We start from the raw sequence: 26,322 nt of genomic DNA, 5'->3' as shown, positions 1-26,322 counted from the left end.
CGCCAGGGGGCGGCAACTCCTCTCCCCTGCAAGGGGATTGACCTTCCTCCCGGCCCGGTCCTACGGTCGCCGAGCGGCCCGTGGCGGCTCAGCGGCTCGGCGGGCGGCTCCCAGCGGCTCAGGAGGACGTCGTGCCCGTGCGCCCCACCGCCCCACTGTTCCTCGCCGGCGTGCTCGCCGCCTGTTCCCTCGCCACCGGGTGCGGTGGCGGGTCGGGCGGCGATCCGGACACGGTGAAGGTCGCGTACAACCGCTCCACCGACAACAAGGTCCGGTTCAAGGACGCGTTTCTGGAGTCCGTGAAGAAGCAGTTCGAGCGGGCGCACCCGGGCAAGAAGGTCCGGCTCGTCCCCATCCAGGCGCCGGACAACGACTACGCGACCAAGGCGCAGCAGATGATGCGGTCGCCGAAGACCGCGCCGGATCTGGTCTACGAGGACACGTTCCGCGTCAACGCCGACATCGAGGCGGGCTACCTGCGGCCGTTGGACGACTACCTGGCGAAGTGGCCCGCCTGGGGGCAGTTCGTCGACACGGCTAAGGCGGCGGCGCGGGCGCGGGACGGCAAGACGTACGCCGTGCCGGACGGCACGGACACGCGGGGCCTGTGGTTCAACAAGAAGATCTTCGCGCGGGCGGGCCTGCCGGCCGACTGGCGGCCCAGGACCTGGGCGGAGGTCCTGGACGCGGCGCGCACGGTCAAGCGGAAGGTTCCGGGCGTCATCCCGCTGAACGTCTACACCGGCAAGGCGGCGGGCGAGGCGGCCGTCATGCAGGGCTTCGAGATGCTGCTGTACGGCACCGGGGAGCGGGGCGAGGACCCGCTGTACGACGCGAAGGCCAAGAAGTGGGTGGTGGGCGGCAAGGGCTTCCGTGACGCGCTCGGGTTCGTCCGCACCGTGTACGCGGAGAAGCTCGGCCCCGAGGTCTCCGACGCGCTGGACCCCAATGTCGGTACGCGCGTGGGCACGGAGTGGTTCCCGGAGGGGAAGCTGGCGATCTCGCTGGACGGTTCCTGGCTGGGCCAGTTCTGGCTGGAGGGGGGATCCAAGGGCTGGCCCGACTGGGCGGAGGAGCTGGGGCAGGCGGCGATGCCCACGCGCACCGGCCGGCCGCCGGGGAAGGTGTCGATGTCGGGCGGCTGGGCGTGGGCGATCCCGCGGCGGGCGAACAACCCGGATCTGGCGTGGGAGTTCCTGAAGACGATGCAGACGAAGGACAACGCGGTCCGGTGGGACATCGTCGACGCGCAGGTCGCGGTGCGCGAGGACGTGGCCGCCGACCGCCGCTACCAGACGTCGATGCCGGGCATCGAGTTCTTCACCGGCCTGGTGCGGCACACGCACTACCGCCCGGCGCTTCCGGTGTATCCGCAGGTCTCGGCGGCGATCGGCGAGGCGATGGAGACGGTGACGACGGGCGACGGCTCGCCGGAGCAGGCGGCGAAGGAGTACGACGCCCAGTTGACGACGCTGGTGGATGGCGCGGTGGTGAAACGGTGAGGCGGCAGGGCGCCATCCACGGTGGTGAGGCGGGAGGACGTCGCGGTGGTGCGGTGAGGCGGGGGGACGCCGCGGTGGGACGCGCGTGACGGGGGCCGCCGCCCCGGCGCGCGACGCCGGCGCGCTGACCACCGGACCCGCCGGGGCCCGGCGCGCACGGTGGCGGTTCCTGCGCTGGCTGCCCCTCGCGCCCGCCACCGTCCTGCTGCTGCTCTTCCTCGCGGGCCCCATCGTCTACTGCGTCTGGATCGCCTTCACCGACGCCCAGCTGACCGGCTCCGCCGGTGCCGGCTTCGTGGGCCTGGCCAACTTCCGGCGCGCCTTCGCCGACGCGGACTTCCGTAACGCGGTCCTGCTCACCCTCGTGTTCACCGTCGTCTCCTCGATCCTCGGCCAGAACACGCTCGGCCTGGCCCTGGCCGGGCTGATGCGCGCCGCCTCGCGCCCGGTCCGTACGCTCACCGGCGCGCTGGTGATCGCCGCGTGGGTGCTGCCGGAGATCGTCGCGGCGTTCCTCCTCTACGCGTTCTTCCGCCGGGAAGGCACCCTGAACGCGATCCTGGACCAGCTCCATCTCCCCTCCCAGAACTGGCTGTTCACCCTGCCGATCCTGGCGGTGTCCTTCGCCAACGTCTGGCGCGGCACGGCGTTCTCGATGCTGATCTACTCCGCCGCGCTCGCCGAGATCCCCCGGGACGTCACCGAGGCGGCGCAGGTGGACGGAGCGGGCGGGGTGCGGCGGGTCTGGCACATCACCCTGCCGTTGATCCGCCGCTCCATCGGCACGAACCTGATGCTCAACACCCTCTCGACGCTCTCCGTCTTCGGCCTGATCTGGGCGATGACGCGCGGCGGCCCCGGCAACCGCAGCCAGACGCTGCCGGTGTTCATGTACGACCAGGCGTTCCTCAAGAGCCTGATCGGTTACGGGACGGCGGTGGCGCTGCTCCTGCTGCTCGTCGGCGCGCTGTTCTCGCTGGTCTACCTGCGGCTGATGAAGGTGGAGGTGTGACGTGCCGGGCCCACGCGCCGGGGGCGGACGCTTGCCGAACCGGCACCGCCGCGGCCGCCTCGCCGCCGACGGGGCCCTGCTGCTGACCGCGGCGGCGTTCGCCCTGCCGCTCCTCTGGCTGGTGCTCGCCTCCGTGGACGGCGAAGCGGACCTGCGCGTACGGGCGCCCGCCTCCCCCACCACGGACAACTACGCGGCCGTCCTCACCGACGAGATCACGTTCACGCCGATGCTCAACAGCCTGATCCTGTGCGGCGGCGCGACCCTGCTGACGGTGGTCTGCGCGGCCCTCGCGGCCTATCCGCTCTCCCGCTACCGTTCGCGCCTGACCCGGCCGTACCTGCTGACGATCCTGTTCACCACCTGCCTGCCGATCACGGCGGTCATGGTCCCGGTGTACGGACTGTTCGTCCAGGTCGATCTGGTCGACACACTCCACGGCACGGCGCTGTTCCTGGCCACCTCCCAGCTCCCGTTCTCCATCTGGCTGATGAAGAACTTCATGGACGGCGTGCCCACGGTCCTGGAGGAGGCGGCCAGGACGGACGGCGCGTCCGGCCTCCAGACGCTGACCCGGGTGGTGCTGCCGCTCATGGGGCCGGGCCTCGCGGTGGTGACGATCTATACGTTCATCCAGCTCTGGGGCAACTTCTTCGTCCCGTTCATGCTGCTGCTCACGCCGGAGCAACTGCCCGCGTCCGTCTCGGTCTTCACGTTCTTCGGCAACTACGGGTCGGTGATCTACGGGCAGCTCGCGGCGTTCTCGGTCCTGTACTCGGCGCCGGTGCTGGTGCTGTACGTACTGATCTCGCGCCGCCTGGGCGGGGGCTTCGCCCTGGGCGGCGCGGTGAAGGGCTGAGAGCCGGGAAACGGCATCCCGGCCGGCCACCGGCCCTCGGCCCTCGCCCCTCAGCGGGGACGTTTCGGTGCCCCCCGGCGCGGCTTCCTCGCCAGGGCGGTCACGGAGGCGACGGTGAGGATCAGCCCCAGCGCCCCGATCCCCGCGCCCGCGAGGACGTCGCGCGTGTCCGCCCCCGCGCCCGCGCCGCCCACGGCGCCCGTGATGCCCGCGACGGACGCGAGGATGCCCAGGACGAGGGTCCGGTGATTGCTGAGGAAGGCCTCGAAAAACGTTCTGTTCGCCGGCCCGGCGTCCGGCCGGTCGCCTCGGGGTCCCATGTGTTCGCTCACTTCCAATGCACCTTGCCCGGATCCTTGGGGGCCATGATCTTCGCGTCGGGCCCCTCGGACGCGTGCTGGGCAGGCGTGTAGTAGAAGTCGAGCCCGGTCGCGACCACGGCGGCCGGAAAGCCGAAGACCTTCCCTCCGACGTTGCCCACCTTGTTCATCAGGGTCGGTTTGCGGTGCCGTCCGCCGCCGCCGGAGGTCGCCAACAACTCGGCCTCCATGCCCGCCAGGTACGCCGGCATACCGCCGAGGAAGTACGTCTTGGCGTCGGCCCACTTGCCTTTCTGGAGGCTGTCCGCGCTGTTCAGCCAGGACCGGTAGCCGAGGAACTCGGCCGCCGGTTTGAGGGTGCCGCTGCCGAACTTGCCCTTGGAGGCGTTGTCCAGCCTGGTCTGGATCTCCTGGTCGGAGATCTCCTTCAGCGAGATCTTCTCACCCGTCTGGCGCGCGCTCTGTTCACGGATCCGCCGCGCCTCCGCGAGACCCGTCGGAGCCGCCGGGAAGAATCCCGTGCCGTAACACTCGCTCAGCTCGCGCAGGGACCAGCGGAGGGTCGTATCGGCCTCCTCGGCGTCGTCGACGGCCTGCCGGGTCCTGGTCCGGTAGGACTCGACCGTGGGCTGGTACGACTTGTTCAGCGTCCCCAGCTGCTCGGGCTCCACCTTGTCGGCGTCCACGTACACCGAACCGTCGGCCGCGTTGAGCGAGAGATGTTCGTGGCCCGCGACCTCGTCCGCGATGTCGTCCAGCGCCTTCTTCGTCCTGCGGAACTCCTTGAGGCAGGCATGGAGGAAGGTGTGGATGCTCTTCGCTTCGGATGCCGCGTGGTCGATCTCGTACTCGAGGGCCTCGAGTTCGGTGCACGCCGCTTCCGCCGTGTCCCCCTTCCAGTCGGACTCCCGCAGCCCCTTGGCCACCTCGGTGCGGAACGTGCTGCCGGCCTCTCCGATCTGCCCGGGCAGCTTGCCCCAGGCGTCGACCGCCGTCGAGAACGTCGCGAGGTCGACGCCCCTCACGTCCTTGTACGTCAGCGTCACGCTTCCCCCTAGATGACGTCGCCGGGCTTGTACGTGTACTCCTTCTTGAAGGACTTCTTGCGCTCGTCCTCCTCGTCGTCGAAGGAGTCCGCCGCCGACCGCAGGGCCGTCGCCAGCCCGTCCTTGCCGATCTGGCCGGCCACGTACGCGGCGCCCTTCTTCCAGGAGGCGATGAAGTCCGCGAAGGCCTCGTCACACGAGAATCCCCTCATGGAGCCCGGCACCTCGGACGTCGTCGTCACGGCGCTCTTGTGGGCGTCCCGGAACTCCTTGGCCGCCTTGTTCTCGGCCTTGCCCGCGCGACCGCGCAGCACGGAAGGTGTCACATGCAGCTTCTTCTTCGTTCCCCGGTCGCCGCCACCGGCCGAGTTGAGCCGCGTTCCCACGTCCTGCTCCGCCTGGGCGTCGGCCTTGTGCCGGGCCCATTCCTCGTCAAAAGACATCAGTCCCCCGTTCGTCCGGCTACGGTGCGTCCGCCTCGAACAGCACAGCTGCGTGGCGGATGCACGCATACCCATGCACCGTAACCCGATGATCCGTTCGGGCGCACACTCCCCGGGAGCACCCTCGACCACCGCGCCGGAAGACGAACCGACCGTTCAACAGGTGCACCGAACCGCCACAAGACGAACCGACCGTTCAGCAGGAGCACGGAACCGGCACATGACGACGCGACGGTTCAACAGGCGCGCCGAACCGTCAGAAGACGGACTCCGCCTCGAACATCCGGTCCTCCGGCACCGTCTTGAGCTGCGTCACCGCCTCCGCCAGCGGCACCATCTCCACCGCCGTGCCCTTCAGCGCCGTCATCTTCCCGAACTCGCCCCGGTGCACCGCCTCCACCGCGTGCCAGCCGAAGCGGGTGGCCAGGACGCGGTCGTACGCCGTCGGGGTGCCGCCGCGCTGGACGTGGCCGAGGATCACGGGGCGGGCCTCCTTGCCCAGCCGGCGTTCCAGCTCGGCGGCCAGGCGGTTGCCGATGCCCTGGAAGCGCTCGTGGCCGAACTGGTCGATCTCGCCCTTGCCGTACTCCATGGCCCCCTGCGCCGGGTGCGCGCCCTCGGCCACGCAGATCACCGCGAACTTCTTGCCCCGGGAGAAGCGCTCCTCGACCATCTTCACCAGGCTGTCCACCTCGAACGGCCGCTCCGGCAGGCAGATGCCGTGCGCGCCGCCCGCCATGCCCGACTCCAGCGCGATCCAGCCCGCGTGCCGGCCCATGACCTCGACCACCATCACCCGCTGGTGGGACTCGGCCGTGGTCTTGAGGCGGTCTATGGCCTCGGTGGCGACCGTGACCGCGGTGTCGAAACCGAAGGTGCGATCGGTGGAGGAGATGTCGTTGTCGATGGTCTTCGGCACGCCCACGACGGGCATCCCCGCGTCCGACAGCAGTCGCGCCGCGGTCAGCGTGCCCTCGCCGCCGATCGGGATGAGCGCGTCGATGCCGTAACGGCGGGCGAGCTGGGCGCAGTTCTCCGCGGCCTCGCGCAGCCGCCCGCGCTCCAGCCGGGCCGAGCCCAGGATCGTGCCGCCACGGGCGAGGATGCCGCTGACGGCGTTGAGGTCGAGGGGGCGGAAGTGGCCGTCGAGCAGGCCCTTGAACCCGTCCTCGAAGCCGATGACTTCGTCTCCGTGCCCGGTCATGGCCCGGTGCACGACCGACCGGATCACTGCGTTCAGGCCGGGGCAGTCGCCGCCTGCGGTGAGAACTCCGATACGCATCGTGCTGTATCTCCTGCTCGCTAGTGCTGTGGATTCCCGGGGGCGGGGCCGCGGCCCCCGCACAGGGTCCGGCCCCGCGCATGAGCCGGCCTCGCGTATGAACCGTCCCCGCGCATGAGCCGCTTTCCGATCCTCCCACGGGTGATGCGCACCACGTACCGGCGCGAAGGCCCGGGCCCGGCTCGTACCCCCGTACCGCGCGGGGTATACACCACAAGGTGCCTTATCACCCCCAGAGGTATTGTCAAGGGGGCATCGCCACCCTAATGGAAATTTTTGTCCAGACATGAGTTCGCATATACCGGGACCTCGCCCGGGCCTCGGGGCGCGCCCCCGTACGGCTCGCCGAGCCGTCCCACGAGTACGGACGGGAGAGCGCGCGTGACGCGGAGCGTGTACGTGACCGGGATCGACCGGGGGGACGGCCGCCAGGTCGTGGAGCTGGGAGTCATGGAACTCCTGACACGGCAGGTGGACCGGGTGGGGGTGTTCCGGCCCCTCGTCCACGACGGGCCCGACCGGCTCTACGAGCTGCTGCGCGCCCGCTACCGGCTTTCGCAGGACCCGGCGGACGTGTACGGACTCGACTACCACGAGGCGTCCGCCCTCCAGGCCGAGGAGGGCACGGACGCGCTGGTGTCCCGGCTGGTCGAGCGGTTCCACCGGGTGGCGCGGAACTACGAGGTGGTGCTCGTCCTCGGCACGGACTTCGCCGCCACTCAGCTGCCCGACGAGCTGTCGCTCAACGCGCGGCTCGCCAACGAGTTCGGCGCCTCGGTGATAGCCGTGGTCGGCGGCAAGGGCCAGAGCGCGGAGTCCGTCGCGGCCGAGGCCCGCAACGCCTACCGCGCCTACGAGGCCCTGGGCTGCCACGTCCTGACCATGGTGGTCAACCGGGTGGCCCCGGGCGACCGGTCGGCGATCGCCGAGGCCCTGACCGACCAGCCGCCCGTCCCCACCTACGTCCTGCCGGACGAGCCGGCGCTGTCCGCGCCGACCGTCGCGCAGGTCACCCACGCGCTGGGCGGAAAGGTGCTGCTGGGCGACGACTCCGGGCTCGCCCGCGACGCGCTCGACTTCGTCTTCGGCGGCGCGATGCTGCCCACCTTCCTCGCCGCTCTGACCCCCGGCTGCATGGTGATCACCCCCGGCGACCGGGCCGACCTGGTGGTCGGCGCCCTCGCCGCGCACTCGGCGAGCACCCCGCCCATCGCGGGGGTCGTCCTCACCCTGGACGAGCGGCCCGACGAGTCCGTCCTGGCCCTGGCCGCGCGACTCGCGCCCGGCACGCCCGTGATCTCGGTGCCGGGCGGCTCCTTCCCCACCGCCGCCGAGCTGTTCGGCCTGGAGGGCAAGCTGAACGCGGCCACGCCGCGCAAGGCCGAGACCGCCCTCGGCCTGTTCGAGCGCCATGTCGACACCGCGGATCTGGTGGCCAGGACGTCGGTGGCGCGCAGCGGCCGGGTGACGCCGATGATGTTCGAGCACGACCTGCTGGAACAGGCCCGGTCGAACCGCCGCCGGGTCGTCCTGCCCGAGGGGGCCGAGGAGCGCGTGCTCCGCGCGGCGGACGTGCTGATCCGCCGGGGCGTGTGCGACCTGACCCTGCTCGGCGACACCGACGTCATCCGGAAGAAGGCGGCGGACTTCGGTATCGACCTGGGCGACACCCAGCTGACCGACCCGGTCGCCTCCGAGCTGCGCCAGGGCTTCGCCGAGCGGTACGCGGCGCTGCGCGCGCACAAGGGCGTCTCGGTGGAGCTGGCGTACGACGTGGTCTCGGACCCGAACTACTTCGGCACGCTGATGGTGGCGGAGGGCCTGGCCGACGGCATGGTGTCCGGCTCGGTGCACTCGACGGCCGCGACGATCCGGCCGGCCTTCGAGATCATAAAGACGCGCCCCGACGCGTCGATCGTCTCGTCCGTGTTCTTCATGTGCCTGGCGGACAAGGTGCTGGTGTACGGCGACTGCGCGGTGAACCCGGACCCGGACGCGGAACAGCTCGCGGACATCGCCGTCCAGTCCGCCGCGACCGCCGCCCGCTTCGGTGTCGAACCGCGCATCGCGATGCTCTCGTACTCCACCGGCACCTCGGGCTCCGGCGCGGACGTCGACAAGGTGCGCGAGGCGACCAAGCTGGTCCGCTCCGCCCGGCCCGATCTGCGGATCGAGGGCCCGATCCAGTACGACGCGGCCGTGGAGCCGTCCGTGGCCGCCACGAAGCTGCCCGACTCGGAGGTGGCGGGGCAGGCGACCGTACTGGTCTTCCCGGACCTGAACACCGGCAACAACACCTACAAGGCCGTCCAGCGCTCGGCGGGCGCGGTCGCGGTCGGCCCGGTGCTCCAGGGGCTGCGCAAGCCGGTCAACGACCTCTCGCGCGGCGCGCTGGTGCAGGACATCGTCAACACGGTCGCGATCACGGCGATCCAGGCGCAGGGCGAGCCGGCGTGAGCGCGTCGGCCGACGACACCGTGGGCCCCGCCCTCACCTCTGCCCGGCCCTCGGGCGCCCGCACGGCCGGCAGGGGCGACACCACCGCCTCGGCCGGGGGCGCCATTGCCGCCCGCTCCGTGGGTACCCGTACCACCAGCCACACCCGTTCCAGCACCAGCACAGAAGGCGCCACCTCCGTGACCGAGCGTTCCCGACCCACCCGAGTCCTCGTCCTCAACTCCGGCTCCTCCTCCGTCAAGTACCAGCTCCTGGACATGGCGGACAGCTCGCGCCTCGCGGTCGGGCTGGTCGAGCGCATCGGCGAGAAGACCTCCCGGCTGGTGCACACCCCGCTGACCGGCGGTCCCGACGGGGCGGGCAGGCGCGAGCGCACGGGCCCGATCGCGGATCACACCGCCGCGCTGAAGGCGGTCGCGGACGAGCTGGCCCGGGACGGGCTGGGGCTCGACTCCCCCGAGCTGGCGGCCATCGGCCACCGGGTGGTGCACGGCGGGCTCAAGTTCAGCGAGCCGACCGTCGTGGACGACGCCGTGTGCGCGGAGATCGAGCGGCTGGTGCCGGTGGCGCCGCTGCACAACCCGGCGAACCTGACCGGCATCCGTACCGCGCGCGAGCTGCGGCCGGACCTGCCCCAGGTCGCCGTCTTCGACACCGCCTTCCACACGACGATGCCCGAGCACGCGGCCCGCTACGCGATCGACGTCGAGACGGCCGACGCCCATCGCATCCGGCGCTACGGCTTCCACGGCACCTCGCACGCGTACGTCTCCCGCAGGACCGCCGAACTGCTGGGCAAGGACCCAGCCGACGTCAACGTGATCGTGCTGCACCTGGGCAACGGGGCGTCGGCGTCGGCGGTCGCGGGCGGCCGGTGCGTGGACACCTCGATGGGACTGACCCCCTTGGAGGGGCTGGTGATGGGTACGCGCTCCGGGGACATCGATCCCGCGGTGACCTTCCACCTGGAGCGCGTGGCGGGGATGTCCACGGACGAGATCGATGAACTTCTCAACAAGAAAAGCGGTCTGGTCGGTCTCTGCGGGGACAACGACATGCGCGAGATACGCCGCAGGATCGACGAGGGCGACCCGCGGGCCGCGCTCGCCTTCGACATCTACATCCACCGGCTGAGGAAGTACATCGGCGCCTACACGGCGGTGCTCGGCCGGGTCGACGCGGTGGCGTTCACGGCGGGCGTCGGGGAGAACGCGGCTGCCGTACGGGAGGCCGCCGTCGCGGGTCTGGAGGCATTGGGCCTGGCAGTGGACGCCGAGCGCAACGCCGTACGGTCCGACGAGCCCCGGATCGTCTCGCCGGACTCCGCCGGGACCGTGGTGGCCGTGGTCCCGACCGACGAGGAGCTGGAGATCGCCGCGCAGACCTTCGCACTGGTCGGCGGGGACCGCGCGGGCGGTGCGGACCGGGCCCGCACGGGCCGGGCGGACGACGCCTGAGCGGCCCCCCGCCCATTTGTATCTTCCGCCAGACGGAATATTCCGAGTCGAAACAAACCGATAGGATCCGCCTCATGCGCCGTTCCAAAATCGTCTGCACGCTGGGCCCCGCCGTCGACTCGTACGAGCAGCTGAAGTCGCTCATCGAGGCCGGTATGAACGTGGCCCGTCTGAACATGAGCCACGGAAGCCACCCGGAGCACGAGGACCGTTACCGCCGCGTGCGGGAGGCGGCGCAGGACACCGGCCGCGCCGTGGGCGTCCTCGTGGACCTCCAGGGGCCCAAGATCCGTCTGGAGACCTTCGCCGAGGGTCCCGTCGAGCTGGTGCGGGGCGACGAGTTCACCATCACCACCGAGGACGTCGCCGGCGACAAGTCGATCTGCGGCACCACCTACAAGGGCCTGCCCGGTGACGTCTCCAAGGGCGACCAGGTACTGATCAACGACGGCAACGTCGAGCTGCGGGTGGTCGAGGTCGAGGGCCCCCGGGTCAGGACGATGGTCATCGAGGGCGGGGTCGTCTCCGACCACAAGGGCATCAACCTGCCCGGCGCGGCCGTCAACGTGCCCGCGCTCTCCGACAAGGACGTCGAGGACCTCCGCTTCGGGCTGCGGATGGGCTGCGACATGGTCGCCCTGTCGTTCGTCCGGGACGCCCACGACGTGGCGGACGTCCACAAGATCATGGACGAGGAGGGCCGCCGGGTCCCCGTCATCGCCAAGGTGGAGAAGCCGCAGGCGGTCGCCAACATGGAGGCCGTCGTCGCGGCCTTCGACGGGGTGATGGTGGCGCGCGGCGACCTGGCCGTCGAGTACCCGCTCGAAAAGGTCCCGATGGTGCAGAAGCGGCTCATCGAGCTGTGCCGCCGCAACGCCAAGCCGGTGATCGTGGCGACCCAGATGATGGAGTCGATGATCACCAACTCCCGCCCCACCCGCGCCGAGGCGTCCGACGTCGCGAACGCGATCCTGGACGGCGCGGACGCGGTCATGCTCTCGGCGGAGTCGTCGGTCGGCGCGTATCCGATCGAGACGGTCAAGACGATGTCGAAGATCGTCGTCGCCGCCGAGGAGGAGCTGCTCGCCAAGGGCCTCCAGCCGCTGGTCCCGGGCAAGAAGCCGCGCACGCAGGGCGGTTCCGTGGCCCGCGCCGCCTGCGAGATCGCGGACTTCCTGGGCGGCAGGGCGCTGGTCGCCTTCACACAGTCCGGTGACACGGCCCGCCGGCTGTCCCGCTACCGCGCGACGCAGCCGATCCTGGCCTTCACCACGGACCATGCGACGCGCAACCAGCTCGCGCTGAGCTGGGGCGTGGAGTCCTTCATCGTGCCGTGGGTGGCCAGCACGGACGAGATGGTCGACCTCGTGGACGAGGAAGTGCTCAAGCTCCAGCGGTACGGCGAGGGCGACATCATGATCATCACAGCGGGCTCGCCCCCCGGGGTCCCCGGCACGACGAACATGGTGCGCGTGCACCACCTGGGCGGCGGATCCGACAGCGCGACCGCCTGACGTCCGCCTGACGCTCCTTCAGGCTCCCGTCGGCCCCGCCTGCGCCCCCGGCGCCGACGGGGCCGAGCGCGTTCTCAGTCCTGTGGCGACGGCGCCAGGGCCGTGCCGCCTCGGGCGGTCGCGATGTACGCGGCCCAGGCGGCGGGGGCGAGACGCAGGACCGCGCCCGCCGAATTCTTCGAGTCCCTTATGGCGACGACGCCCGGCAGGTTGAGAGCGACTTCGACACACTCGCCCGTCGGGTTGCTGTAACTGGACTTCTCGAACCGGAACATGCCAGTCAGTCACTCATTCCCTTGCCGATGCTCTCGATGAGCTGCGCCGAGTCGAAAGGCGAGAGACTGACAGCGCACAGACGTCCAAAGAGGTTTGCGTATTCGGCACTCTCTTCCAGACCCTCGACCCAGGCCGTGGACCCGAGGCCATCCATGTGTACCACGTCCACCGCACCCTCCTCGGCAAACGAGAGAATGTTGAAGGGGCCTCCGTTGCCAGGGTAGCCACCCGCGCGAAACGGCAGAACCTGGATTCGGACGTTCGGCAGTTCGGCCACCTCACGCAGATGGGCCAACTGCTCTCCCATCACGTGTGGACCACCTACGAGCTGTCGTAGCGCCGCTTCCCAGATCACCGCGTGCACCTGGAGCGGACAGTCAGCGAGCAGGCGTGCCTGACGCCTGAGCCGCACCTCGACGATCCGCTCAATGTGGTCGATGTTGTCGGGCGAGACGGCGGAAACGCTCTGGGCACGGATGTAGTCAGCCGTCTGGAACAGCCCCGGGATGAGCGCGAGCTGCCACAGTCGCACCTTGAGTGCCGTGTCCTCCATCGCGATGTACTCCCGCAGGTTTCCCGGGTCGAGGCTCGCCCACCAGCCCTTCGCCTTCCTGCGTTCCCGGTCCAGCTTGGCCAGTCCGAGCAGGCCCTCCACAACCTGCTCGTCCGCGACGCCGTACAGCTTGCACAGCGCGATGACGTCGGGATCACGAAATGGCACCCATCCCTGCTCCATCTTGCCGACCTTCGCGGTCTGCGAGCTGAGCGCCTCCGCCGCATGCGACTGGTTGAGCCCCGCGGCCACTCTGAAGGCCAACAACTGGTTGCCCAACTGCCGTGCCAGAACCGTCGTTACGCGGTTCCCCATGTTCGCTCGCAGCTGTGCCATCGCCCATCTCCTCCTGGTGCCGGGGTCAGTCTGCAAGAGCCACCCAGCAGGGGCAATCACCCTCGCGGGGATATTTCTCCCCGTGAGGGTGCTTACCCGCCAATGCGATGGCTACGTTCAGCATCCAACCGCTCGCACAGCGGCGCCAAACGGCGGAAGTGCACCGCCCTGCCCTGCGTCGGAACCGCCGCAGCCGTGGGCGCGGCACCGCCACCGCCGGGCGCACCCCGTACGGGCAACCCCCGACCGCACACGGAGGTGCGCGTCATGACCTCTTCCCCAGAGGCGCCCGATTCCCGGCCGAAACAGGAAAGTCCGCCCGTCCTCCGGGAGGACCGGCTGAACTACACCCCCACCGCCGGCAGCGTCCGTCTCGCCCGCCGCCGCGCCGAACGCCTCGTCACCGAGTGGGGATTTCCCGAACTCGCCTGGACCACCGCCTTGCTGGTCAGCGAACTCGGCAGCAACGCGCTCCTGCACGGCTGCCTGCGCGACCGCCTGTTCCAGGTGCGCGTCGCCCTCCACCCCCGCGCCCTCCGCATCGAAGTCAGCGACCCGCGCGGGGAACGCCTGCCCGCCCCGCGCGTCGCGGACGACGACGAATGCTTCGGCCGGGGGCTGTTGATCGTCGCGCAGCTCGCGGATCGCTGGGGCGTCGAACCGCGGCATGTCGGCAAAACGGTCTACGCGGAGATCGACGTACTGGTGGCGGCACCCCGGGACGGGGCACGAGGAAAGGGCCCCCCAGGCTCTGATGCGCCCTGGGGCCCGCCGAACGCGACGCGGGACGCAAAAGGCGCCCGAACCTCCCGCTCGGGCAGGCGAGTTGGCGACGTGGTTGTGGTCCACACCGACCGGTCGGTGTGGACCACAACCATGTCGCCGGTTCCGGCAGAGCACCGGGCGCGGGCCCGCGCGTCCGCCCGGGCCGAGCCGGCCGGACGTCAGTCCGTGAGGTAGTTCCGCAGGCCGGGGATGGTCAGGGTGCCGCCGAACTGGCCCGCCTGGATGACCTCCACGTCCGTGAAGAAGGCGTACGGGACGTTCAGCGGCGGCGGGGTCTCCGGGCTGAAGGTGATCGGGACGATGCCGAAGAGGTTGCCCGTCAGCTTCTCCGTGTACATCGTCACCTCGCCGTCGCGGAAGGTGGACGTCGAGCCCTCGGCCGCCTTCACGTTCCCCGTTTTTCCCTCGGGGTAGACGACGGTCTGGTGCAGGTCCTTGATGTCGATGGAGGTGGACGTGAACTTCAGCGCCTTCTTGACCTCTCCGCCGGCCGTCCGCACCTCCACGATCCCCTTGTAGTCGAGCCCGCGCAGCGTCAGCAGCGTGCTGTGCAGCGTCCAGGGGTCGTCGGGCAGCAGCGGGATGCCCGGCTCCTCCTCGGCCGCGGCGAGGGCTTCGGGGTCCGGGGTGGGGCAGGGGAAGGGTTCCTTGCCGCTCGCCGCGGAGGGGATGTCGTCGTCCTTGCGGGCTTCGAGGCCCTTGGCGGCGTCGTCCAGTTCCTCGACGGAGACGCCGGCCTTCCGGGCCGCTTCCTCGATGGACTTCCTGGTCTCGTCCGCCGCGTCGTCGGCGGCGTCGTCCGTATCGTCGGAGGCCGTGTCGTCGGAGGCCCGGTCCGAGCCGTCCTTCTTCTTGCCGACGCCCTTGCCCGCGGCCTTGCCGACGCCCTTGTCGGCGGCTTTGTCGGCGGCTTTGTCGGCGCCGTTGTCCGCGGCCTTGTCGGCGTCCTCGGCTCCGGCCTTGTCGGCAGCCTCACCCGATGACGTGCCCGGGTCCGTGTCCGCGGGCCGGTCCGCCGTGGCGCTCGGCTCCGGGTCGGCCGTCTCCTTCGCGCCGTCACCGCCGAACAGGCCGCCCAGCGCGTCACCCAGGCCCAGCGGATCGAGCGGATTCCTGGTCTTCGTCGGGGTGGGTGCCGGTGTCGGCGTGGGCGTCGGTGCGGGACTCCCCGAGGGTGACGGCGACGGCGCGGTCCCCGGCCGCGACGCGCCCGTGTCGGCCGCGCCCCCCGTGCCCCCCGTACCGCCGTCACCCGAGGGACTCCGCTCCCCGTCCGGCCGCTCGTCCTGCCCGCTGCCCGACGGGGCCGGGCTCCCGGACGGGGACCCGTCCGGCTTCGAACTGCCGGAAGCGGACGGCGAGGGCGAGGGCGACCCGGAAGCGTCCGGCCCGTCCGAGCGCGTCACGCACGGGCCCGGCGCGAAGGGGATGTCCTTGCTGTCCTCGGCCAGCGCGAGCCGGGGGGTGAGCCCCATCCCCACGAAGACCGCCGTCGGCATCGCGGCCAGGGCCATCGCCTTGCCCGCGGGTATCTGGAGCTTGGTCAGGAGCGACTTTCTCGGTGCCGCGTGACGCGGCCCCTTTCTCGTACGGGGCGTCTCGCCCCCGGCCGCGTCGCGCGGCGCGCCGTCACCCCGCACTTTTCCTCCCGCCGTTCGCTTGGGCAGTCATATCCGGGACGTTCGGGGCCTCCCCGTCGCGCGGCTCGGGGAAGAAGGGGTCGTCGTCGGGGACCGGCGCTCCGCGGGGGGTGTCCGGCCCGGCCGCCGGTCTGACGGGTTCGCCGGGGGCCCAGGAGATGGAGAGCGCGCCGCCGATCAGGGAGAACAGGAAGCCGAGCAGGAAACCGCCGATGTTGGACACCGGGATCGACACCAGCGCGAGCAGGATCGCGGCGACACCGGCGAAGACGCGGACGATGCTCTGGAACCACATCGTCAGCCCCAGTGTCACCAGCAGGACGCCGATGATCAGCGATCCCGCGCCCGCCGTGGTGGACATGGCCAGGGTCAGGTTGCCGAGATGGAGCTGCGCGTAGGGGAAGTAGGCGATCGGCAGTCCGCCGAGCAGGGTGAACAGGCCCGCCCAGAACGGCCGGGTGCCTCGCCAGGCGCGGAACCGAAGCCGCCAGTACGTGAATCCGCGGGAACCTGTGGACTCGGCGCTCATGGAAAACAGCTCCCTGGAAAGCGGTGTTGCGGTGAGAGACAGGGCCGGGCGGGCCGGGCGAGCCACTCGTCCGGGTCGCCCGCCCCGCCCGGAGGGTGCCTAGTAGCACTCGTATTTCTTGGGATCGCCGACCTTGAGCCGCAGGCTCAGGTCAGGCAGTTTGAACGTGCCCGCGGTGGTGGCCCAGGCGGTCTGCTTCACATCGGTCAGAGTGGCGGTCTCGGACTCCTGGCTGAAACCGTTCGGGTTGGCCCTCGTCCCCGGCTGAATGCCCGGCGACTTGTTCTGACCGGCGGCCACGCCGATGTTGATGTTCCTGAACTCCGCGTCGGCGTCGAGGGACTCGACGTCGAGGTACAGGTTCTGCGCCTCGATGTCCCGGCCCTTGTCACCGGCGTTCAGCACGAGTGTCACACTCGTGTTGAGAACCGGCAGCGGGGTGACCACGGACTGGCACATGCTCGTGATCTCGGCGGTCTTGAAACCGGAGACGGCGACCGGGTGGATGGCCTTCTTGCCCTCCATGTCCGTGCCCTCGGCGACCCCGCCGTACTGGACGAAGTCGTGACCGACGAGCTTGTCGGCCCGCACCTTGAAGCTCTGGCCCGACACACTGAACGACGCCGCCAGCGCCCCCTGCGCGAGCGCGACACCTATCGCTGCCGTGGCGGCGACACTTGGCACCATGACGACGGCGAACCGCCGCCATCTGGTCCCGCCACGAACTTGGGACTCCATGAATGTCCTCCTTCTCGGACGTACATCTCCGGTCGGGCCGGAGCCCGTCCTGGGATGGGAGAAGTGCTACGTCCTCGGTAAGGAGAGCGCCCGTTCCCCTCAGGCGCGACTGCGTCCGAAAGCACCGGCGATCACCCCCGAGCGACAACCACTGGCCACGCCTTCGCGCAACCTCTGGACAGGCCCTGCCCCATGGGCAAGGACCCCCCTGTCCGGGCCGGCGGACGTGCCACCGGTCCGCCCGGTGGGGACCCCAGGACCGCGACCGCGGCTGGCTGCCGCGCCGGCGCGGTGATGGAACCGAGCGTCGCCGATCGTGGTGCATTCGCGCCCAGGACACAAGGGGGTTCGTTACTGGCTAGTAACGGCCTGACAACCGGGGCACGACCCCGTGATATCGGGCAAGCACGCACGGTGCCTCCCCTCGCGGCGACAAAAGCGGCAAGGTCCCCCACAGCAGGACAGAGGAAGTGGGTTGATTTACTGCGAGTAACAGTGCCGCACTTTACCAAGTTTCGGTAAAGTGCGGACGCCGATGTCACATTGTCGCCAAATCCATGGCGGTGTCACGGTGGTGACGGCGCTACGGGGCGAAAACGTCGGCGCCCGACACTATGTCAGGCCCTCCGCACCGCCGCCACGCCGCCCCCACCACCGGTCCCGGCCCCGCCGGGGCTGTCGGAAAAGCGGGCCAGAGCTGTCGCCCGGGTCGTCGCCGGGGCTGTCGCCGGGCCGTCAGAAGAGGACCCTCGCCAGCGCCGAGCGGGCGGCGGTCACCCGTACGTCGTCCGGGCCGATCACCTCGAACAGCTCCAGCAGCCGCACCCGGGCCGCCTCCCTGTCCTCGCCGGCCGTCCGGCGCACCGCCTCCACCAGCCGTCCGAAGGCGTCCTCCACATGCCCGCCGACCAGGTCGAGGTCGGCGGCGGCGATCTGCGCCTGGACGTCGCCCGGCCGCCGCGCCGCGTCGTCGCGCACCTTCTGCGCGTCCATGTCCCGGACCCGGCCGAGCAGTTCGGCCTGCGCGAGGCCCAGCTTGGCCTCCGTGTTGCCGGGGTCGTCGGACAGGACGTTGCGGTACGCCTGGGCCGCGCCGGCGAAGTCGTCGGCGTCCAGCGCGCGCACGGCCGCCTCCAGCAGGGCGTCGTACGGTCCGGGCGGCGCCGCCTGCGGTTCCGCGCCGGCCGCCGCGTCCGCGTCCGCGTCCACCGCGATGCCGGTCAGCCCGAAGCGCTCCTCGGCGACCTGGATGAGCTGGTCCAGGGTCTGCCGGATCTGGGCCTCCGGCGCCGCGCCCTGGAAGAGCGGCAGCGCCTGGCCCGCCACCACCGCGAAGACGGCCGGGATGCCCTGGATCCCGAACTGCTGCATCAGCATCTGGTTGGCGTCGACGTCGACCTTGGCGAGCACGAACCGGCCGTTGTACTCCCGCGCCAGCCGCTCCAGCACCGGGCTCAGCTGCTTGCACGGCTCGCACCACTCGGCCCAGAAGTCGACGACGACCGGGGCCTCGGTGGAGCGCTGGAGGACATCGCGCTCGAAGCCCGCCTCGTCGACGTCGATCACCAGGTTCGACGGGGACACGGCGGCGGTCCCGCCCTGGCGGGCCGCCTCCGCGCGGGCCTGCTCCGCCTTCGCCTTGGCCTCACCGGCCGCTTTCACCGCGGCGAGGTCGACGACGCCGCTCATGGACATGTTCCTAGGCTGCATGAGTACATCCTCCCCCTTCCGCGCACACTTGAGAAAAGCGGTGCGTTCACCGACGTTTCGCGAGTCGGCCGACGGCTTCCGCCACACGGCTTCCGCACGGTGCGCGTCCCCACACGCATACGCTACGGCTCGTAGCGTAACGTGCCGCCCCGGGCCGGGACACGGGGCACCCGGTGACCTGGCTCACAACACATCGGCCGCCGCCCGCTATCGTCGGTCGTCATGCCCCGCCGTACCCATCCCGCAGACGACGCGCGCGCACCCGCGGCAAAGCCGTCCCCCGTGGGCCGCCCCGGCCGCCCGCGCAGGCCGGAGACGGATTCCGCGATCCTGGCGGCGACCCGGGCCGCGCTGGTGGAGCTGGGCTGGTCCAAGCTGACGATGAGCGACGTGGCGAAACGCGCCGGAGTCGCCAAGACCACGCTCTACCGGCGCTGGTCCGGCCGGTGCGACCTGGTGGTGGACGCGGTCGCGGTCCTCTTCGACGATCTCGAACTCCCCGACCGGGGCAGTCTCGCGGCCGATGTCGAAGGAGTGGTGCTCCAGTTCGCCGCGCTGCTGGCGCGGCCGGAGGCCGGGGCCTCGCTGCTCGCGCTGGTCGCGGAGTCCACGCGCGACCAGGCACTGCGGCAGCGGATCCGTCACTCGATCGTGGACCGCCAGAAGCGCCTGGTACTGCTGGGCCGGGAACGCGCCCGGCTGCGCGGTGAGCTGCCGTACGAGCCGGACCCGGAGGCAGCCGGCCGCACCGCGGACCTGGTCTTCGACGTGATCGCCGGGGCGGTGCTGCACCGCGCGCTGGTCAGCGCGCGGCCGGTGGACGAGAGCTGGACGCGCGCCTTCACCGCGCTGCTGCTGGACGGCCTGTCGCCGACGGGGGCGCGGGGCTGACACCGGAGCCGGCGGAATCGGCTGAATCGGCTGAATCGGCTGAATCGGTGGCAGAGTCGACGGTGGTGTCGGAGCCGGAGTCGATGGTGGGGCCGCCGCCCGCGCAGCGCCCCCGTCCCGTGTCCACCGGCACGATCCGCACCTTGCCCGCCGGGACCTTGACCGTGTCACCGGATTCCCGGTCCCGGAACACCGCGTCGCCGCCCGCGACCCCGAACGACAGATAAGGGCGCGTGGGATCGAGCCGCCCGCCCTCACCGGGCAGCGAGGCGAGCGGGACGGTCGGCTCCACGCACGCCCACTCCGGCTCGACACCGAAGTACGAGGGAGCCGGGTCGCCCTTCCGCGCGGCCTCCGCCGTCCGGCGCGCGGCCCCGGTCGCGTCGTCGACGGCGATCCCGCCCGCGGTGACCAGGAAGACGGCGAGCAGCGCGAGGTACATCAGCCCGTTCATACGCTCGTCCGGCTTCACGTAGTGGAAGTGCTTCGCGATCCCCCAGACCGCGGGCAACAGCAGGACGGGCAGCAGGAAGGAGACCAGTCTGAGCGCCGAGGCGAACTGCCAGATCGGCGGTACGTCGAGGTCCCCGGGCGAGAGCGAGAGCGCGTCCGCGTAGAGCGCGTGCAGCACCGAACCGGCCCCGACGAAGGAGGAGAACACCAGCGTCACCACCAGCGGCACCACCCAGGTCGCCCACTCGCCCCAGCTCCACTGCCGCACCAGCAGCCACAGCCCGGCGGCCAGGACCAGTCCGTAGAGGTTGGTCGCGGCCTGTGAGGTGGACAGGCCGCCGTCGGAGAAGGAGATGCCGAGGAACACGACACCGAGGAACACGGTGAGCAGCAGATTGGTGGCGCGCTCGCCGACCCGGTCCATCGTGAGCCCGGCCCACGTGCCGACACCGAGAGCGGTCAGGGCCACGCCCGCCCAGCCGTAGCGGGTGGCGCCGGTGCTGTGGACCGCGATGACCGCGGCCATCGCCATCACGAAGAACGACAGCGCCAGCCGGGCGAGGCGCCGGTCGAGCTGGCCCTCGGGACGCCGGGACGAGGGGGGCCGCCGCCTGCGCCCGTCCATGGGCCGTACGGAGACGTCGCCGCGGGCGCCCGCGCCGCCCGGGAGATCCGCGCGGGCCAGCCGCAACGCCTCCAGCGGGGCGCCGGAGACCATCGTGCCCGCGTCGTACGCGCCCGTCCGGGCGGCCCAGCGTCCGAGCCGGCGCCTCACACGGGTGACGAGCGGGCCCCTGGCGGGCGAGCCCGGGGGGCGCGCGGTGCGCCGGGGCGCCGAGTGGGCCAGCCACTCCGGCAGCAGGTCGACGTCGCGCTCCAGCCGGTCGGCCCGCCGTACGTACATCTCCAGCTGCGCGGCGCGCGCGGCGCGGCGCACGTGCCAGGCGGCCCCCCGCTCGGCGCGGCGGGCCGAGCCGTACAGCCGTACCTCGACGCGGTAGAGCCGGGCGGCGGGGTCCGGGCGCAGGGCCGCGCCGGGACCGCTCGCGCCGCCGGGCGGGGAGTGGTCGAGGACGAGCCAGCCGTGGGCCTCGAAGACCTGCTCGGCCTCGGCCCAGTCGCGGTCCCCGCCCCGCACCTCGACCAGCGCCAGCACCCGCTGGTCGTAGCGTGCCCGTGCGATACGCCCTGTCATACGCCCCCGTTCCCCCGGTCCTCGCACCTCGGCGCGCGTCGTCATCCGGCCCGTCGGCCCAGCAACGACGAAGCCGCCACCATGCCCGTGACCGCCGCCGCCGGCAACACGCCGTAGTCCAGCAGCAGATGGGACGGCGTGCCGAGCAACAGTCCGCGCGGGGCGTCCACCTGGTAGCTCAGCGGGTTCGCCCTGCTGACCGCCAGGAGCCAGGCCGGCCTGATCGCCACCGGCCAGAGGGCGTTGAGGCGAAGAACAGCGGCATGGTGATGGCCCGGCCCGTCAGCCCAGCAGCGCGAGCAGTCGCCCCAGCGCCTCCATGACGGGCCTGCCCACCTCGCCCACGGTCGCCGCGATCTGCGAGACGGACGCCAGGGTCATACCGCGCTCCCGCAGGGCGGCCCGGTCGGGGGTGAGCTCGGGCAGCGCGTTCTCCACGGTCCGGGCCTGTTCCGGGGTGAGTTCCGGGCGCAAATCCTTGAGGAGGCGTGTGAGGTCCGTCACGGCGGCTTGGAGATCGGCGTCCTGAGCGGTGCCGTCGTTGTGGACGACGGTGCCGTGGTTGATGCCGATGACCTTTTCGCCGTTGTTCACGTTGACGACGTCTCCGTAGTAGTTCGATGTGTCGCTCATAGTGTGATCCCCGTGTTTCCCCTGCCGCCGTTCATGTTGACGACGGAACCGAAGTTGTTCGTCGTGTTGTGCTGCTCGAGGACGGCGGAGAACTCGTACTCCGGGTCGTCGATCGCGTACACGATCTGCCCGGCGATCGCCCGCAGTTCGTCCATGGTCGGCAGGGTCAGGACCACCCTGGAACCGCTGTTCATCTCGACGACCAGCACCGGCTTCCTCGACCAGAGCAGGACGATGCAGACAAAGACCAGGATGAACAGGGTCAGGACGCCCGCGGCATAGCCGCCGCCCCCGCCCTCCCCGCCGCCCCCGTCCGTGGAGTCGAGCCGGGCGGAGACCAAGGAGGCGAAGACCACCAACAGCAGGAAGTAGGCGCCGGCCTTGCCCCAGGCGGGCTTCAGCCTGAACGCTTCGACCCAGGTGACATTGCGCAACGGAACCGCCGCCGAACCCACCCACAGGATCTGCCGCTGGACCCGGAGTTCCAGCGGCTTTCCCCTGCGGGGAGGCGGCGGCATCGGCGGTATCCGAGGAGGCGGCTGCGGCGGCTCGGACGGGGCCCGGGGCGGAAGCTGTGACGGAGGCCCGGGAGGAGGCCCGGGAGGAGGCCCGGGAGGAGGCCCGGGAGGAGGTACGCCAATGCCGCCTGTGTGATCCATGGTCCCCCCGTACTGCCGTCACGACCATTCGCGCGGCGCGCAATGCGCGGCGCGGGAGCCTCATTAAGCCCGTGTGGCGTCGTGGGACGGCAGACGAGATACGGCCAATCTGTCTCGCTCCCGCACGGGTCAGGGCAAAACGTTGCCGGGAGGCCCTAGAACCCGGGCGGCTCCGTGTACGTTCCCCACTCGTCGCGCAGCGCGCCGCAGATCTCGCCCAGGGTCGCCTCCGCCCGTACGGCCTCCAGCATCGGCCCGATCATGTTCGAGCCGTCCCGGGCCGCCTTCAGCATGGCGGCCACCCCTGCCCGCACCCGGGCGTCGTCCCGGGCGCCCCTGCGGGCCGCCAGGACGCCCACCTGCTCACGCTCGACCTCGTGGCTGACCCGGAGGATCTCCAGGTCGCCGGTGACCGAACCCTGGTGGACGTTGACGCCGACGACCCGCTTGTCGCCCTTCTCCAGTGAGCGCTGATACCGGAAGGCCGACTCGGCGATCTCACCGGTGAACCAGCCGTCCTCGATGCCGCGCAGGATGCCGGAGGTGACCGGGCCGATCGGGTGCCTGCCGTCGGGGTGGGCCCGCAGGCCGCGCTCCTTGATCCGCTCGAAGATCTTCTCGGCGTCCGCCTCGATACGGTCCGTCAGCTGCTCCACGTACCAGGAGCCGCCGAGCGGGTCCGCCACATTGGCCACGCCGGTCTCCTCCATGAGCACCTGCTGGGTGCGGAGCGCGATCTCGGCGGCCCGCTCGCTCGGCAGCGCGAGTGTCTCGTCCAGCGCGTTGGTGTGCAGGGAGTTCGTCCCGCCGAGGACCGCGGCCAGCGCCTCGACCGCCGTCCGTACGACGTTGTTGTACGGCTGCTGCGCGGTGAGCGAGACGCCGGCGGTCTGAGTGTGGAAACGCAGCCACTGCGCCTTGTCCGTGCGCGCCCCGTACACCTCCTTCATCCAGCGCGCCCAGATCCGGCGCGCGGCGCGGAACTTCGCGATCTCCTCGAAGAAATCGAGGTGGGCGTCGAAGAAGAAGGACAGGCCGGGCGCGAAGGCGTCCACGTCCAGGCCGCGGCTGAGCCCGAGCTCCACGTAGCCGAAGCCGTCCGCCAGCGTGTACGCCAGCTCCTGCGCGGCCGTCGAGCCGGCCTCGCGGATGTGGTAGCCGGAGACGGAGAGCGGCTTGTACGCGGGGATCTCGCGCGCGCAGTGCTCCATCAGGTCGCCGATCAGGCGCAGATGCGGCTCGGGCTGGAAGAGCCACTCCTTCTGCGCGATGTACTCCTTGAAGATGTCGGTCTGGAGCGTGCCGTTGAGGACGGCCGGGTCGACCCCCTGGCGCTCCGCCGCGACCAGGTACATGCAGAAGACGGGGACCGCGGGACCGCTGATCGTCATGGAGGTCGTGACGTCACCGAGCGGGATGTCCCCGAAGAGGATCTCCATGTCGGCCGCCGAGTCGATGGCGACACCGCAGTGGCCGACCTCGCCGAGCGAGCGCGGATCGTCGGAGTCCCGGCCCATCAGCGTCGGCATGTCGAACGCGACGGACAGGCCGCCGCCGCCCGCGGCGAGGATCATCTTGTAGCGCTCGTTCGTCTGCCGGGCGTTGCCGAAGCCCGCGAACTGCCGGATGGTCCAGGCGCGGCCGCGGTAGCCGGTCGGGTGGAGGCCCCGGGTGAAGGGGTACTCACCGGGCCAGCCGATGCGCTCGAACCCCTCGTACGTGTCACCGGGCCGGGGCCCGTAGACGGGCTCGACGGAATCACCCGAAAGTGTGGTGAAATCCGCGTCGCGCTTGCGGGCCTTGTCGTACCGCGCCTGCCAGCGGCGGCGACCCTCTTCGATGGCGTCAGCGTCCATGCGCCAAATTTACTTGGACGTCCTACTACCTGTCGACAGCGGACAGCGGACCGCCCGCACGACTGTGCGGGCGGAAGGGGACGGCCGTCAGGCCTTGGCGGTCTCCGGGTCGGCGTCGGCGTCCGCGATCAGCGCGCGCGTCTCCCGGGTGATCTTCGGTTCGACGAAGAACGAGGCGGCCGGGATACAGCCGGCGGCCAGAACCCAGAGCAGCTTCCCGAACGGCCACTTCGCCTTGGAGCCCAGATCGAAGGCGAAGATCACGTAGATGATGAAGAGCACCCCGTGGATCTGGGAGATCAGCATCGTGTCGCCGGTGTCGAACCCGTACTTCAGGATGATCGCCACGGTGAAGACGAGCAGCCAGACGGCGGTGACGTAGGCCATCACCCGATAACGGGACAGCACGGTTTGTTTCATGGCTACGAGCGTAACCGTCCGGAATTCGCGGCAGGACGCCGGGGAGCGTGCCGTCGGCCGGCCGGGCGGGTGCGGTCGAGGGCCCGGCGACGCGGAGAAAAGCGCTCCGAGGCCACCCGGGACGGGTGCGCCGTCCGCCAACCGGTCCAGGTCCCGTTCGCCGTGCGATCCAGGCCCCGCGCGGCCGACGGATCCCGGCCCCCGGCACCGGTCGGTCCGCGCTCGCTCAGTCCGCGCTCCCTCGGTCCGCGCTCCCTCGGTCCGCGTCCTCGAAGTCCTGGGCCGCCACCCGCAGGGGCCGCAGCATCGAGAAGATCTCCGCGCACTGGTCCGTGTCGTACGCGCCGAGCCCGAAGTCCATCTTCATCAGGTCCTCGGTGGCCGCCTCCACCACCTCACGGCCCTTGTCCGTGATGGAGGCGAGGATGCCCCGGCCGTCGTTGGGGTTGGGCCGCTTGTCGACCAGACCGGAGGTGACGAGCCGGTCGACGGTGTTGGTGACGGACGTCGGGTGGACCATCAGCCGCTCACCGATCTTGGACATCGGCAGCTCGCCCTCCTTGGAGAAGGTGAGCAGTACGAGCGCCTCGTACCGCGCGAAGGTCAGCCCGTACGGTTTGACCACCGCGTCGACCTCGGCGAGCAGGATCTGGTGCGCGCGCATGATCGAGGTGATCGCGCCCATGGACGGCGTGGACCCCCAGCGCCGCGTCCAGAGTTCGTCGGCGCGGGCGATGGGGTCGAAGGGAAGGCTGAGCGGCTTGGACACGGCATCGACCTTACCCACTGGTCACAACGGGGTCAGCACCCGTCTCGCACTCCGGTCCGCGCGGCCGACCCCGGCCCCCGGGCACTCAGGCCGCCCGACAGCCCCCGGCCCCGTGCCGGGAGCACGGCACGGGGCCGGGGACGGACGTGTGGCGGTCAGGCCGACAGATGCCGCTCCACCGTCTCGACCTTCGAGGTGAGGGCGTCCGTCACGCCCGGCCGGACATCGGCCTTGAGGACGAGCGAGACGCGCGGCGCCCGGGCCTCCACGGCGGCGACGGCCCGCTTGACCACGTCCATCACCTCGTCCCAGTCACCTTCGACGGAGGTGAACATGGCGTCCGTACGGTTCGGCAGCCCGGACTCGCGGACCACCCGGACGGCGTCGGCGACGTACTCGCCGACGTCCTCCCCCACACCGAGGGGAGTCACGGAGAAGGCGACGATCACGCGTTGACCGTCCCCTCGCGACGGGCGCGGGCCGCGATGATCTCGGCCTCGGCGGCGCGCTTGAGCTTGCGCTCGGCGAAGAAACCGCCGGCCGGCAGGACGGAGAGGACGAAGTAGAGGGCGGCGGTGCCGAAGGACCACTTCGTGCGGTTCCAGGCGTCCAGCCAGAAGACCACGTAGAGGATGAAGAGCACGCCGTGGATCGCACCCATCACCGGGACCGCGTTGAAGTCCGTCGTGCGCTTGAGCACCGAGCAGACGAGGAGCAGCAGGAACGAGACGGCCTCCGGTGCGGAGACCAGGCGGAGGCGGTGGAGGGAGGAGGCGGTCTTGATGTCCACGAGGCAACACCTTCGTCATCGGGGGGACGCGATCTTGTGAATGCGCGCACAAGCGTTGCCCCATTGTGACAGCCGGACTTTGCCGGACCGTGATCCGGGGGGTCTTCAGCCGCCGGACGGGCGCCCCGGCGCGACGGCGGGACGGCGGGACGAACCGGCGGAGCGCGGAGCGCGGCCCGGTACGGCCGGTACGCGC

The 26,322-nt window shown here is 70.9% G+C and carries 26 protein-coding genes and 1 pseudogene; 8 read left to right on the top strand and 19 right to left on the bottom strand.

What is annotated here, in order from left to right:
• Window positions 1-137: 137 nt before the first annotated feature.
• The 3 genes from ACU6P3_RS24285 (at window position 138) to ACU6P3_RS24275 (ending at window position 3,373) form a co-directional block, all read left to right on the top strand.
• Window positions 138-1,502 carry an extracellular solute-binding protein gene (locus ACU6P3_RS24285; RefSeq protein ID WP_447198050.1) on the top strand — a complete coding sequence of 455 codons (1,365 nt, stop codon included), beginning with the start codon at window positions 138-140 and terminating at the stop codon, window positions 1,500-1,502.
• A 124-nt stretch (window positions 1,503-1,626) separates the two neighbouring features.
• Window positions 1,627-2,514 carry a carbohydrate ABC transporter permease gene (locus tag ACU6P3_RS24280; protein WP_447198049.1) on the top strand — a complete coding sequence of 296 codons (888 nt, stop codon included), beginning with the start codon at window positions 1,627-1,629 and terminating at the stop codon, window positions 2,512-2,514.
• Window positions 2,515-2,545: 31 nt separating this feature from the next.
• Window positions 2,546-3,373, top strand: coding sequence for a carbohydrate ABC transporter permease (locus ACU6P3_RS24275; RefSeq protein ID WP_447194098.1), 828 nt, complete (start codon window positions 2,546-2,548; stop codon window positions 3,371-3,373).
• A 50-nt stretch (window positions 3,374-3,423) separates the two neighbouring features.
• Here the strand turns inward: ACU6P3_RS24275 and ACU6P3_RS24270 are convergent, their stop codons facing one another.
• The 4 genes from ACU6P3_RS24270 to ACU6P3_RS24255 all read right to left on the bottom strand — a co-directional run bounded on the left by ACU6P3_RS24270 (window position 3,424) and on the right by ACU6P3_RS24255 (window position 6,464).
• On the bottom strand, window positions 3,424-3,705 hold the full coding sequence (locus tag ACU6P3_RS24270) for a hypothetical protein (RefSeq protein WP_447194097.1): 282 nt from the start codon (window positions 3,703-3,705) through the stop codon (window positions 3,424-3,426).
• Window positions 3,702-4,739 carry a hypothetical protein gene (locus ACU6P3_RS24265; RefSeq protein ID WP_447194096.1) on the bottom strand — a complete coding sequence of 346 codons (1,038 nt, stop codon included), beginning with the start codon at window positions 4,737-4,739 and terminating at the stop codon, window positions 3,702-3,704. Before ACU6P3_RS24265 ends, ACU6P3_RS24270 begins: the two co-directional genes overlap by 4 nt.
• Before the next feature lie 8 nt (window positions 4,740-4,747).
• Window positions 4,748-5,182, bottom strand: coding sequence for a hypothetical protein (locus tag ACU6P3_RS24260; protein WP_447194095.1), 435 nt, complete (start codon window positions 5,180-5,182; stop codon window positions 4,748-4,750).
• Window positions 5,183-5,438: 256 nt separating this feature from the next.
• A complete protein-coding gene (locus ACU6P3_RS24255; RefSeq protein WP_447194094.1) occupies window positions 5,439-6,464 on the bottom strand; it encodes an ATP-dependent 6-phosphofructokinase in 1,026 nt (341 codons plus the stop codon).
• Window positions 6,465-6,845: 381 nt separating this feature from the next.
• Between ACU6P3_RS24255 and pta the strand changes: the two genes are divergently transcribed.
• The 3 genes from pta (at window position 6,846) to pyk (ending at window position 11,892) form a co-directional block, all read left to right on the top strand.
• On the top strand, window positions 6,846-8,921 hold the full coding sequence (pta, locus tag ACU6P3_RS24250; RefSeq protein WP_447194093.1) for a phosphate acetyltransferase: 2,076 nt from the start codon (window positions 6,846-6,848) through the stop codon (window positions 8,919-8,921).
• A 179-nt stretch (window positions 8,922-9,100) separates the two neighbouring features.
• Window positions 9,101-10,378 (top strand): acetate kinase, encoded by a 1,278-nt coding sequence (locus tag ACU6P3_RS24245; RefSeq protein WP_447198048.1) that lies wholly within the window; start codon window positions 9,101-9,103, stop codon window positions 10,376-10,378.
• A gap of 74 nt (window positions 10,379-10,452) precedes the next feature.
• Window positions 10,453-11,892 (top strand): pyruvate kinase, encoded by a 1,440-nt coding sequence (gene pyk / locus ACU6P3_RS24240; RefSeq protein ID WP_447194092.1) that lies wholly within the window; start codon window positions 10,453-10,455, stop codon window positions 11,890-11,892.
• A gap of 74 nt (window positions 11,893-11,966) precedes the next feature.
• On the opposite strand, the gene ACU6P3_RS24235 is transcribed toward pyk, so the two are convergent.
• Together ACU6P3_RS24235 and ACU6P3_RS24230 are read right to left on the bottom strand one after the other, a co-directional pair.
• Complete coding sequence (locus tag ACU6P3_RS24235) at window positions 11,967-12,167, bottom strand: DUF397 domain-containing protein (RefSeq protein ID WP_344268627.1); 201 nt, start codon at window positions 12,165-12,167, stop codon at window positions 11,967-11,969.
• A gap of 5 nt (window positions 12,168-12,172) precedes the next feature.
• The gene (locus ACU6P3_RS24230) at window positions 12,173-13,057 is read right to left on the bottom strand and encodes a helix-turn-helix domain-containing protein (protein WP_447194091.1); all 885 of its coding nucleotides are present in this window, start codon (window positions 13,055-13,057) and stop codon (window positions 12,173-12,175) included.
• Between the two features lie 267 nt (window positions 13,058-13,324).
• Here ACU6P3_RS24230 and ACU6P3_RS24225 point away from each other — a divergent pair, with 267 nt between their 5' ends.
• Window positions 13,325-14,017 carry an ATP-binding protein gene (locus ACU6P3_RS24225; protein ID WP_447194090.1) on the top strand — a complete coding sequence of 231 codons (693 nt, stop codon included), beginning with the start codon at window positions 13,325-13,327 and terminating at the stop codon, window positions 14,015-14,017.
• Here the strand turns inward: ACU6P3_RS24225 and ACU6P3_RS24220 are convergent.
• The 4 genes from ACU6P3_RS24220 to ACU6P3_RS24205 all read right to left on the bottom strand — a co-directional run bounded on the left by ACU6P3_RS24220 (window position 14,002) and on the right by ACU6P3_RS24205 (window position 18,460).
• A complete protein-coding gene (locus ACU6P3_RS24220) occupies window positions 14,002-15,483 on the bottom strand; it encodes a hypothetical protein (RefSeq protein WP_447194089.1) in 1,482 nt (493 codons plus the stop codon). The genes ACU6P3_RS24225 and ACU6P3_RS24220 overlap by 16 nt on opposite strands.
• Entirely contained in the window at window positions 15,473-16,012 is a 540-nt protein-coding gene (locus ACU6P3_RS24215; protein ID WP_344268618.1) for a DUF6114 domain-containing protein, read from the bottom strand. The genes ACU6P3_RS24220 and ACU6P3_RS24215 overlap by 11 nt, the downstream gene beginning before the upstream one ends.
• 99 nt (window positions 16,013-16,111) lie before the next feature.
• Complete coding sequence (locus ACU6P3_RS24210; RefSeq protein WP_447194088.1) at window positions 16,112-16,750, bottom strand: DUF6230 family protein; 639 nt, start codon at window positions 16,748-16,750, stop codon at window positions 16,112-16,114.
• A gap of 735 nt (window positions 16,751-17,485) precedes the next feature.
• Window positions 17,486-18,460, bottom strand: a complete 975-nt coding sequence (locus tag ACU6P3_RS24205) for a tetratricopeptide repeat protein (RefSeq protein ID WP_447194087.1) — start codon at window positions 18,458-18,460, stop codon at window positions 17,486-17,488.
• 222 nt (window positions 18,461-18,682) lie between these two features.
• Here ACU6P3_RS24205 and ACU6P3_RS24200 point away from each other — a divergent pair, with 222 nt between their 5' ends.
• Window positions 18,683-19,351, top strand: coding sequence for a TetR/AcrR family transcriptional regulator (locus ACU6P3_RS24200; RefSeq protein WP_447194086.1), 669 nt, complete (start codon window positions 18,683-18,685; stop codon window positions 19,349-19,351).
• On the opposite strand, the gene ACU6P3_RS24195 is transcribed toward ACU6P3_RS24200, so the two are convergent.
• The 9 genes and pseudogenes from ACU6P3_RS24195 to ACU6P3_RS24155 form a co-directional block, all read right to left on the bottom strand.
• On the bottom strand, window positions 19,302-20,999 hold the full coding sequence (locus tag ACU6P3_RS24195) for an NnrS multi-domain protein (protein WP_447194085.1): 1,698 nt from the start codon (window positions 20,997-20,999) through the stop codon (window positions 19,302-19,304). The genes ACU6P3_RS24200 and ACU6P3_RS24195 overlap by 50 nt on opposite strands.
• A 41-nt stretch (window positions 21,000-21,040) precedes the next feature.
• Window positions 21,041-21,279, bottom strand: a pseudogene (locus tag ACU6P3_RS24190) (ABC transporter permease); the annotation flags it as partial.
• Window positions 21,280-21,281: 2 nt separating this feature from the next.
• Complete coding sequence (locus ACU6P3_RS24185; RefSeq protein ID WP_447194084.1) at window positions 21,282-21,632, bottom strand: hypothetical protein; 351 nt, start codon at window positions 21,630-21,632, stop codon at window positions 21,282-21,284.
• Complete coding sequence (locus ACU6P3_RS24180) at window positions 21,629-22,150, bottom strand: DUF6232 family protein (protein ID WP_447194083.1); 522 nt, start codon at window positions 22,148-22,150, stop codon at window positions 21,629-21,631. Before ACU6P3_RS24180 ends, ACU6P3_RS24185 begins: the two co-directional genes overlap by 4 nt.
• 296 nt (window positions 22,151-22,446) lie before the next feature.
• A complete protein-coding gene (icmA, locus tag ACU6P3_RS24175) occupies window positions 22,447-24,147 on the bottom strand; it encodes a coenzyme B12-dependent isobutyryl-CoA mutase large subunit (RefSeq protein ID WP_447194082.1) in 1,701 nt (566 codons plus the stop codon).
• An 87-nt stretch (window positions 24,148-24,234) separates the two neighbouring features.
• The gene (locus ACU6P3_RS24170; protein WP_030749284.1) at window positions 24,235-24,567 is read right to left on the bottom strand and encodes a DUF3817 domain-containing protein; all 333 of its coding nucleotides are present in this window, start codon (window positions 24,565-24,567) and stop codon (window positions 24,235-24,237) included.
• Between the two features lie 226 nt (window positions 24,568-24,793).
• Window positions 24,794-25,336: a MarR family winged helix-turn-helix transcriptional regulator gene (locus ACU6P3_RS24165; RefSeq protein ID WP_447194081.1), complete on the bottom strand. Its 543-nt coding sequence runs from the start codon at window positions 25,334-25,336 to the stop codon at window positions 24,794-24,796.
• A gap of 155 nt (window positions 25,337-25,491) precedes the next feature.
• Complete coding sequence (locus tag ACU6P3_RS24160) at window positions 25,492-25,785, bottom strand: MTH1187 family thiamine-binding protein (protein ID WP_447194080.1); 294 nt, start codon at window positions 25,783-25,785, stop codon at window positions 25,492-25,494.
• Window positions 25,782-26,126, bottom strand: coding sequence for a DUF3817 domain-containing protein (locus ACU6P3_RS24155; RefSeq protein WP_344268593.1), 345 nt, complete (start codon window positions 26,124-26,126; stop codon window positions 25,782-25,784). Before ACU6P3_RS24155 ends, ACU6P3_RS24160 begins: the two co-directional genes overlap by 4 nt.
• Window positions 26,127-26,322: the final 196 nt, after the last annotated feature.

The sequence above is a fragment of the Streptomyces hebeiensis genome, assembly GCF_052983195.1.
The sequence above is the reverse complement of the archived record's forward strand: the minus strand, read 5'-3'. Positions and strand labels throughout refer to the sequence as shown.

Coding starts and splice junctions, on each gene's coding strand:
- ACU6P3_RS24260 (WP_447194095.1), bottom strand. CDS start 5,182: ATGTCTTTTGACGAGGAATGGGCCCGGCACAAGGCCGACGCCCAGGCG.
- ACU6P3_RS24255 (WP_447194094.1), bottom strand. CDS start 6,464: ATGCGTATCGGAGTTCTCACCGCAGGCGGCGACTGCCCCGGCCTGAAC.
- pyk (WP_447194092.1), top strand. CDS start 10,453: ATGCGCCGTTCCAAAATCGTCTGCACGCTGGGCCCCGCCGTCGACTCG.
- ACU6P3_RS24235 (WP_344268627.1), bottom strand. CDS start 12,167: ATGTTCCGGTTCGAGAAGTCCAGTTACAGCAACCCGACGGGCGAGTGT.
- ACU6P3_RS24230 (WP_447194091.1), bottom strand. CDS start 13,057: ATGGCACAGCTGCGAGCGAACATGGGGAACCGCGTAACGACGGTTCTG.
- ACU6P3_RS24225 (WP_447194090.1), top strand. CDS start 13,325: ATGACCTCTTCCCCAGAGGCGCCCGATTCCCGGCCGAAACAGGAAAGT.
- ACU6P3_RS24215 (WP_344268618.1), bottom strand. CDS start 16,012: ATGAGCGCCGAGTCCACAGGTTCCCGCGGATTCACGTACTGGCGGCTT.
- ACU6P3_RS24210 (WP_447194088.1), bottom strand. CDS start 16,750: ATGGAGTCCCAAGTTCGTGGCGGGACCAGATGGCGGCGGTTCGCCGTC.
- ACU6P3_RS24205 (WP_447194087.1), bottom strand. CDS start 18,460: ATGCAGCCTAGGAACATGTCCATGAGCGGCGTCGTCGACCTCGCCGCG.
- ACU6P3_RS24200 (WP_447194086.1), top strand. CDS start 18,683: ATGCCCCGCCGTACCCATCCCGCAGACGACGCGCGCGCACCCGCGGCA.
- ACU6P3_RS24195 (WP_447194085.1), bottom strand. CDS start 20,999: ATGACAGGGCGTATCGCACGGGCACGCTACGACCAGCGGGTGCTGGCG.
- ACU6P3_RS24185 (WP_447194084.1), bottom strand. CDS start 21,632: ATGAGCGACACATCGAACTACTACGGAGACGTCGTCAACGTGAACAAC.
- ACU6P3_RS24180 (WP_447194083.1), bottom strand. CDS start 22,150: ATGCCGCCGCCTCCCCGCAGGGGAAAGCCGCTGGAACTCCGGGTCCAG.
- icmA (WP_447194082.1), bottom strand. CDS start 24,147: ATGGACGCTGACGCCATCGAAGAGGGTCGCCGCCGCTGGCAGGCGCGG.
- ACU6P3_RS24170 (WP_030749284.1), bottom strand. CDS start 24,567: ATGAAACAAACCGTGCTGTCCCGTTATCGGGTGATGGCCTACGTCACC.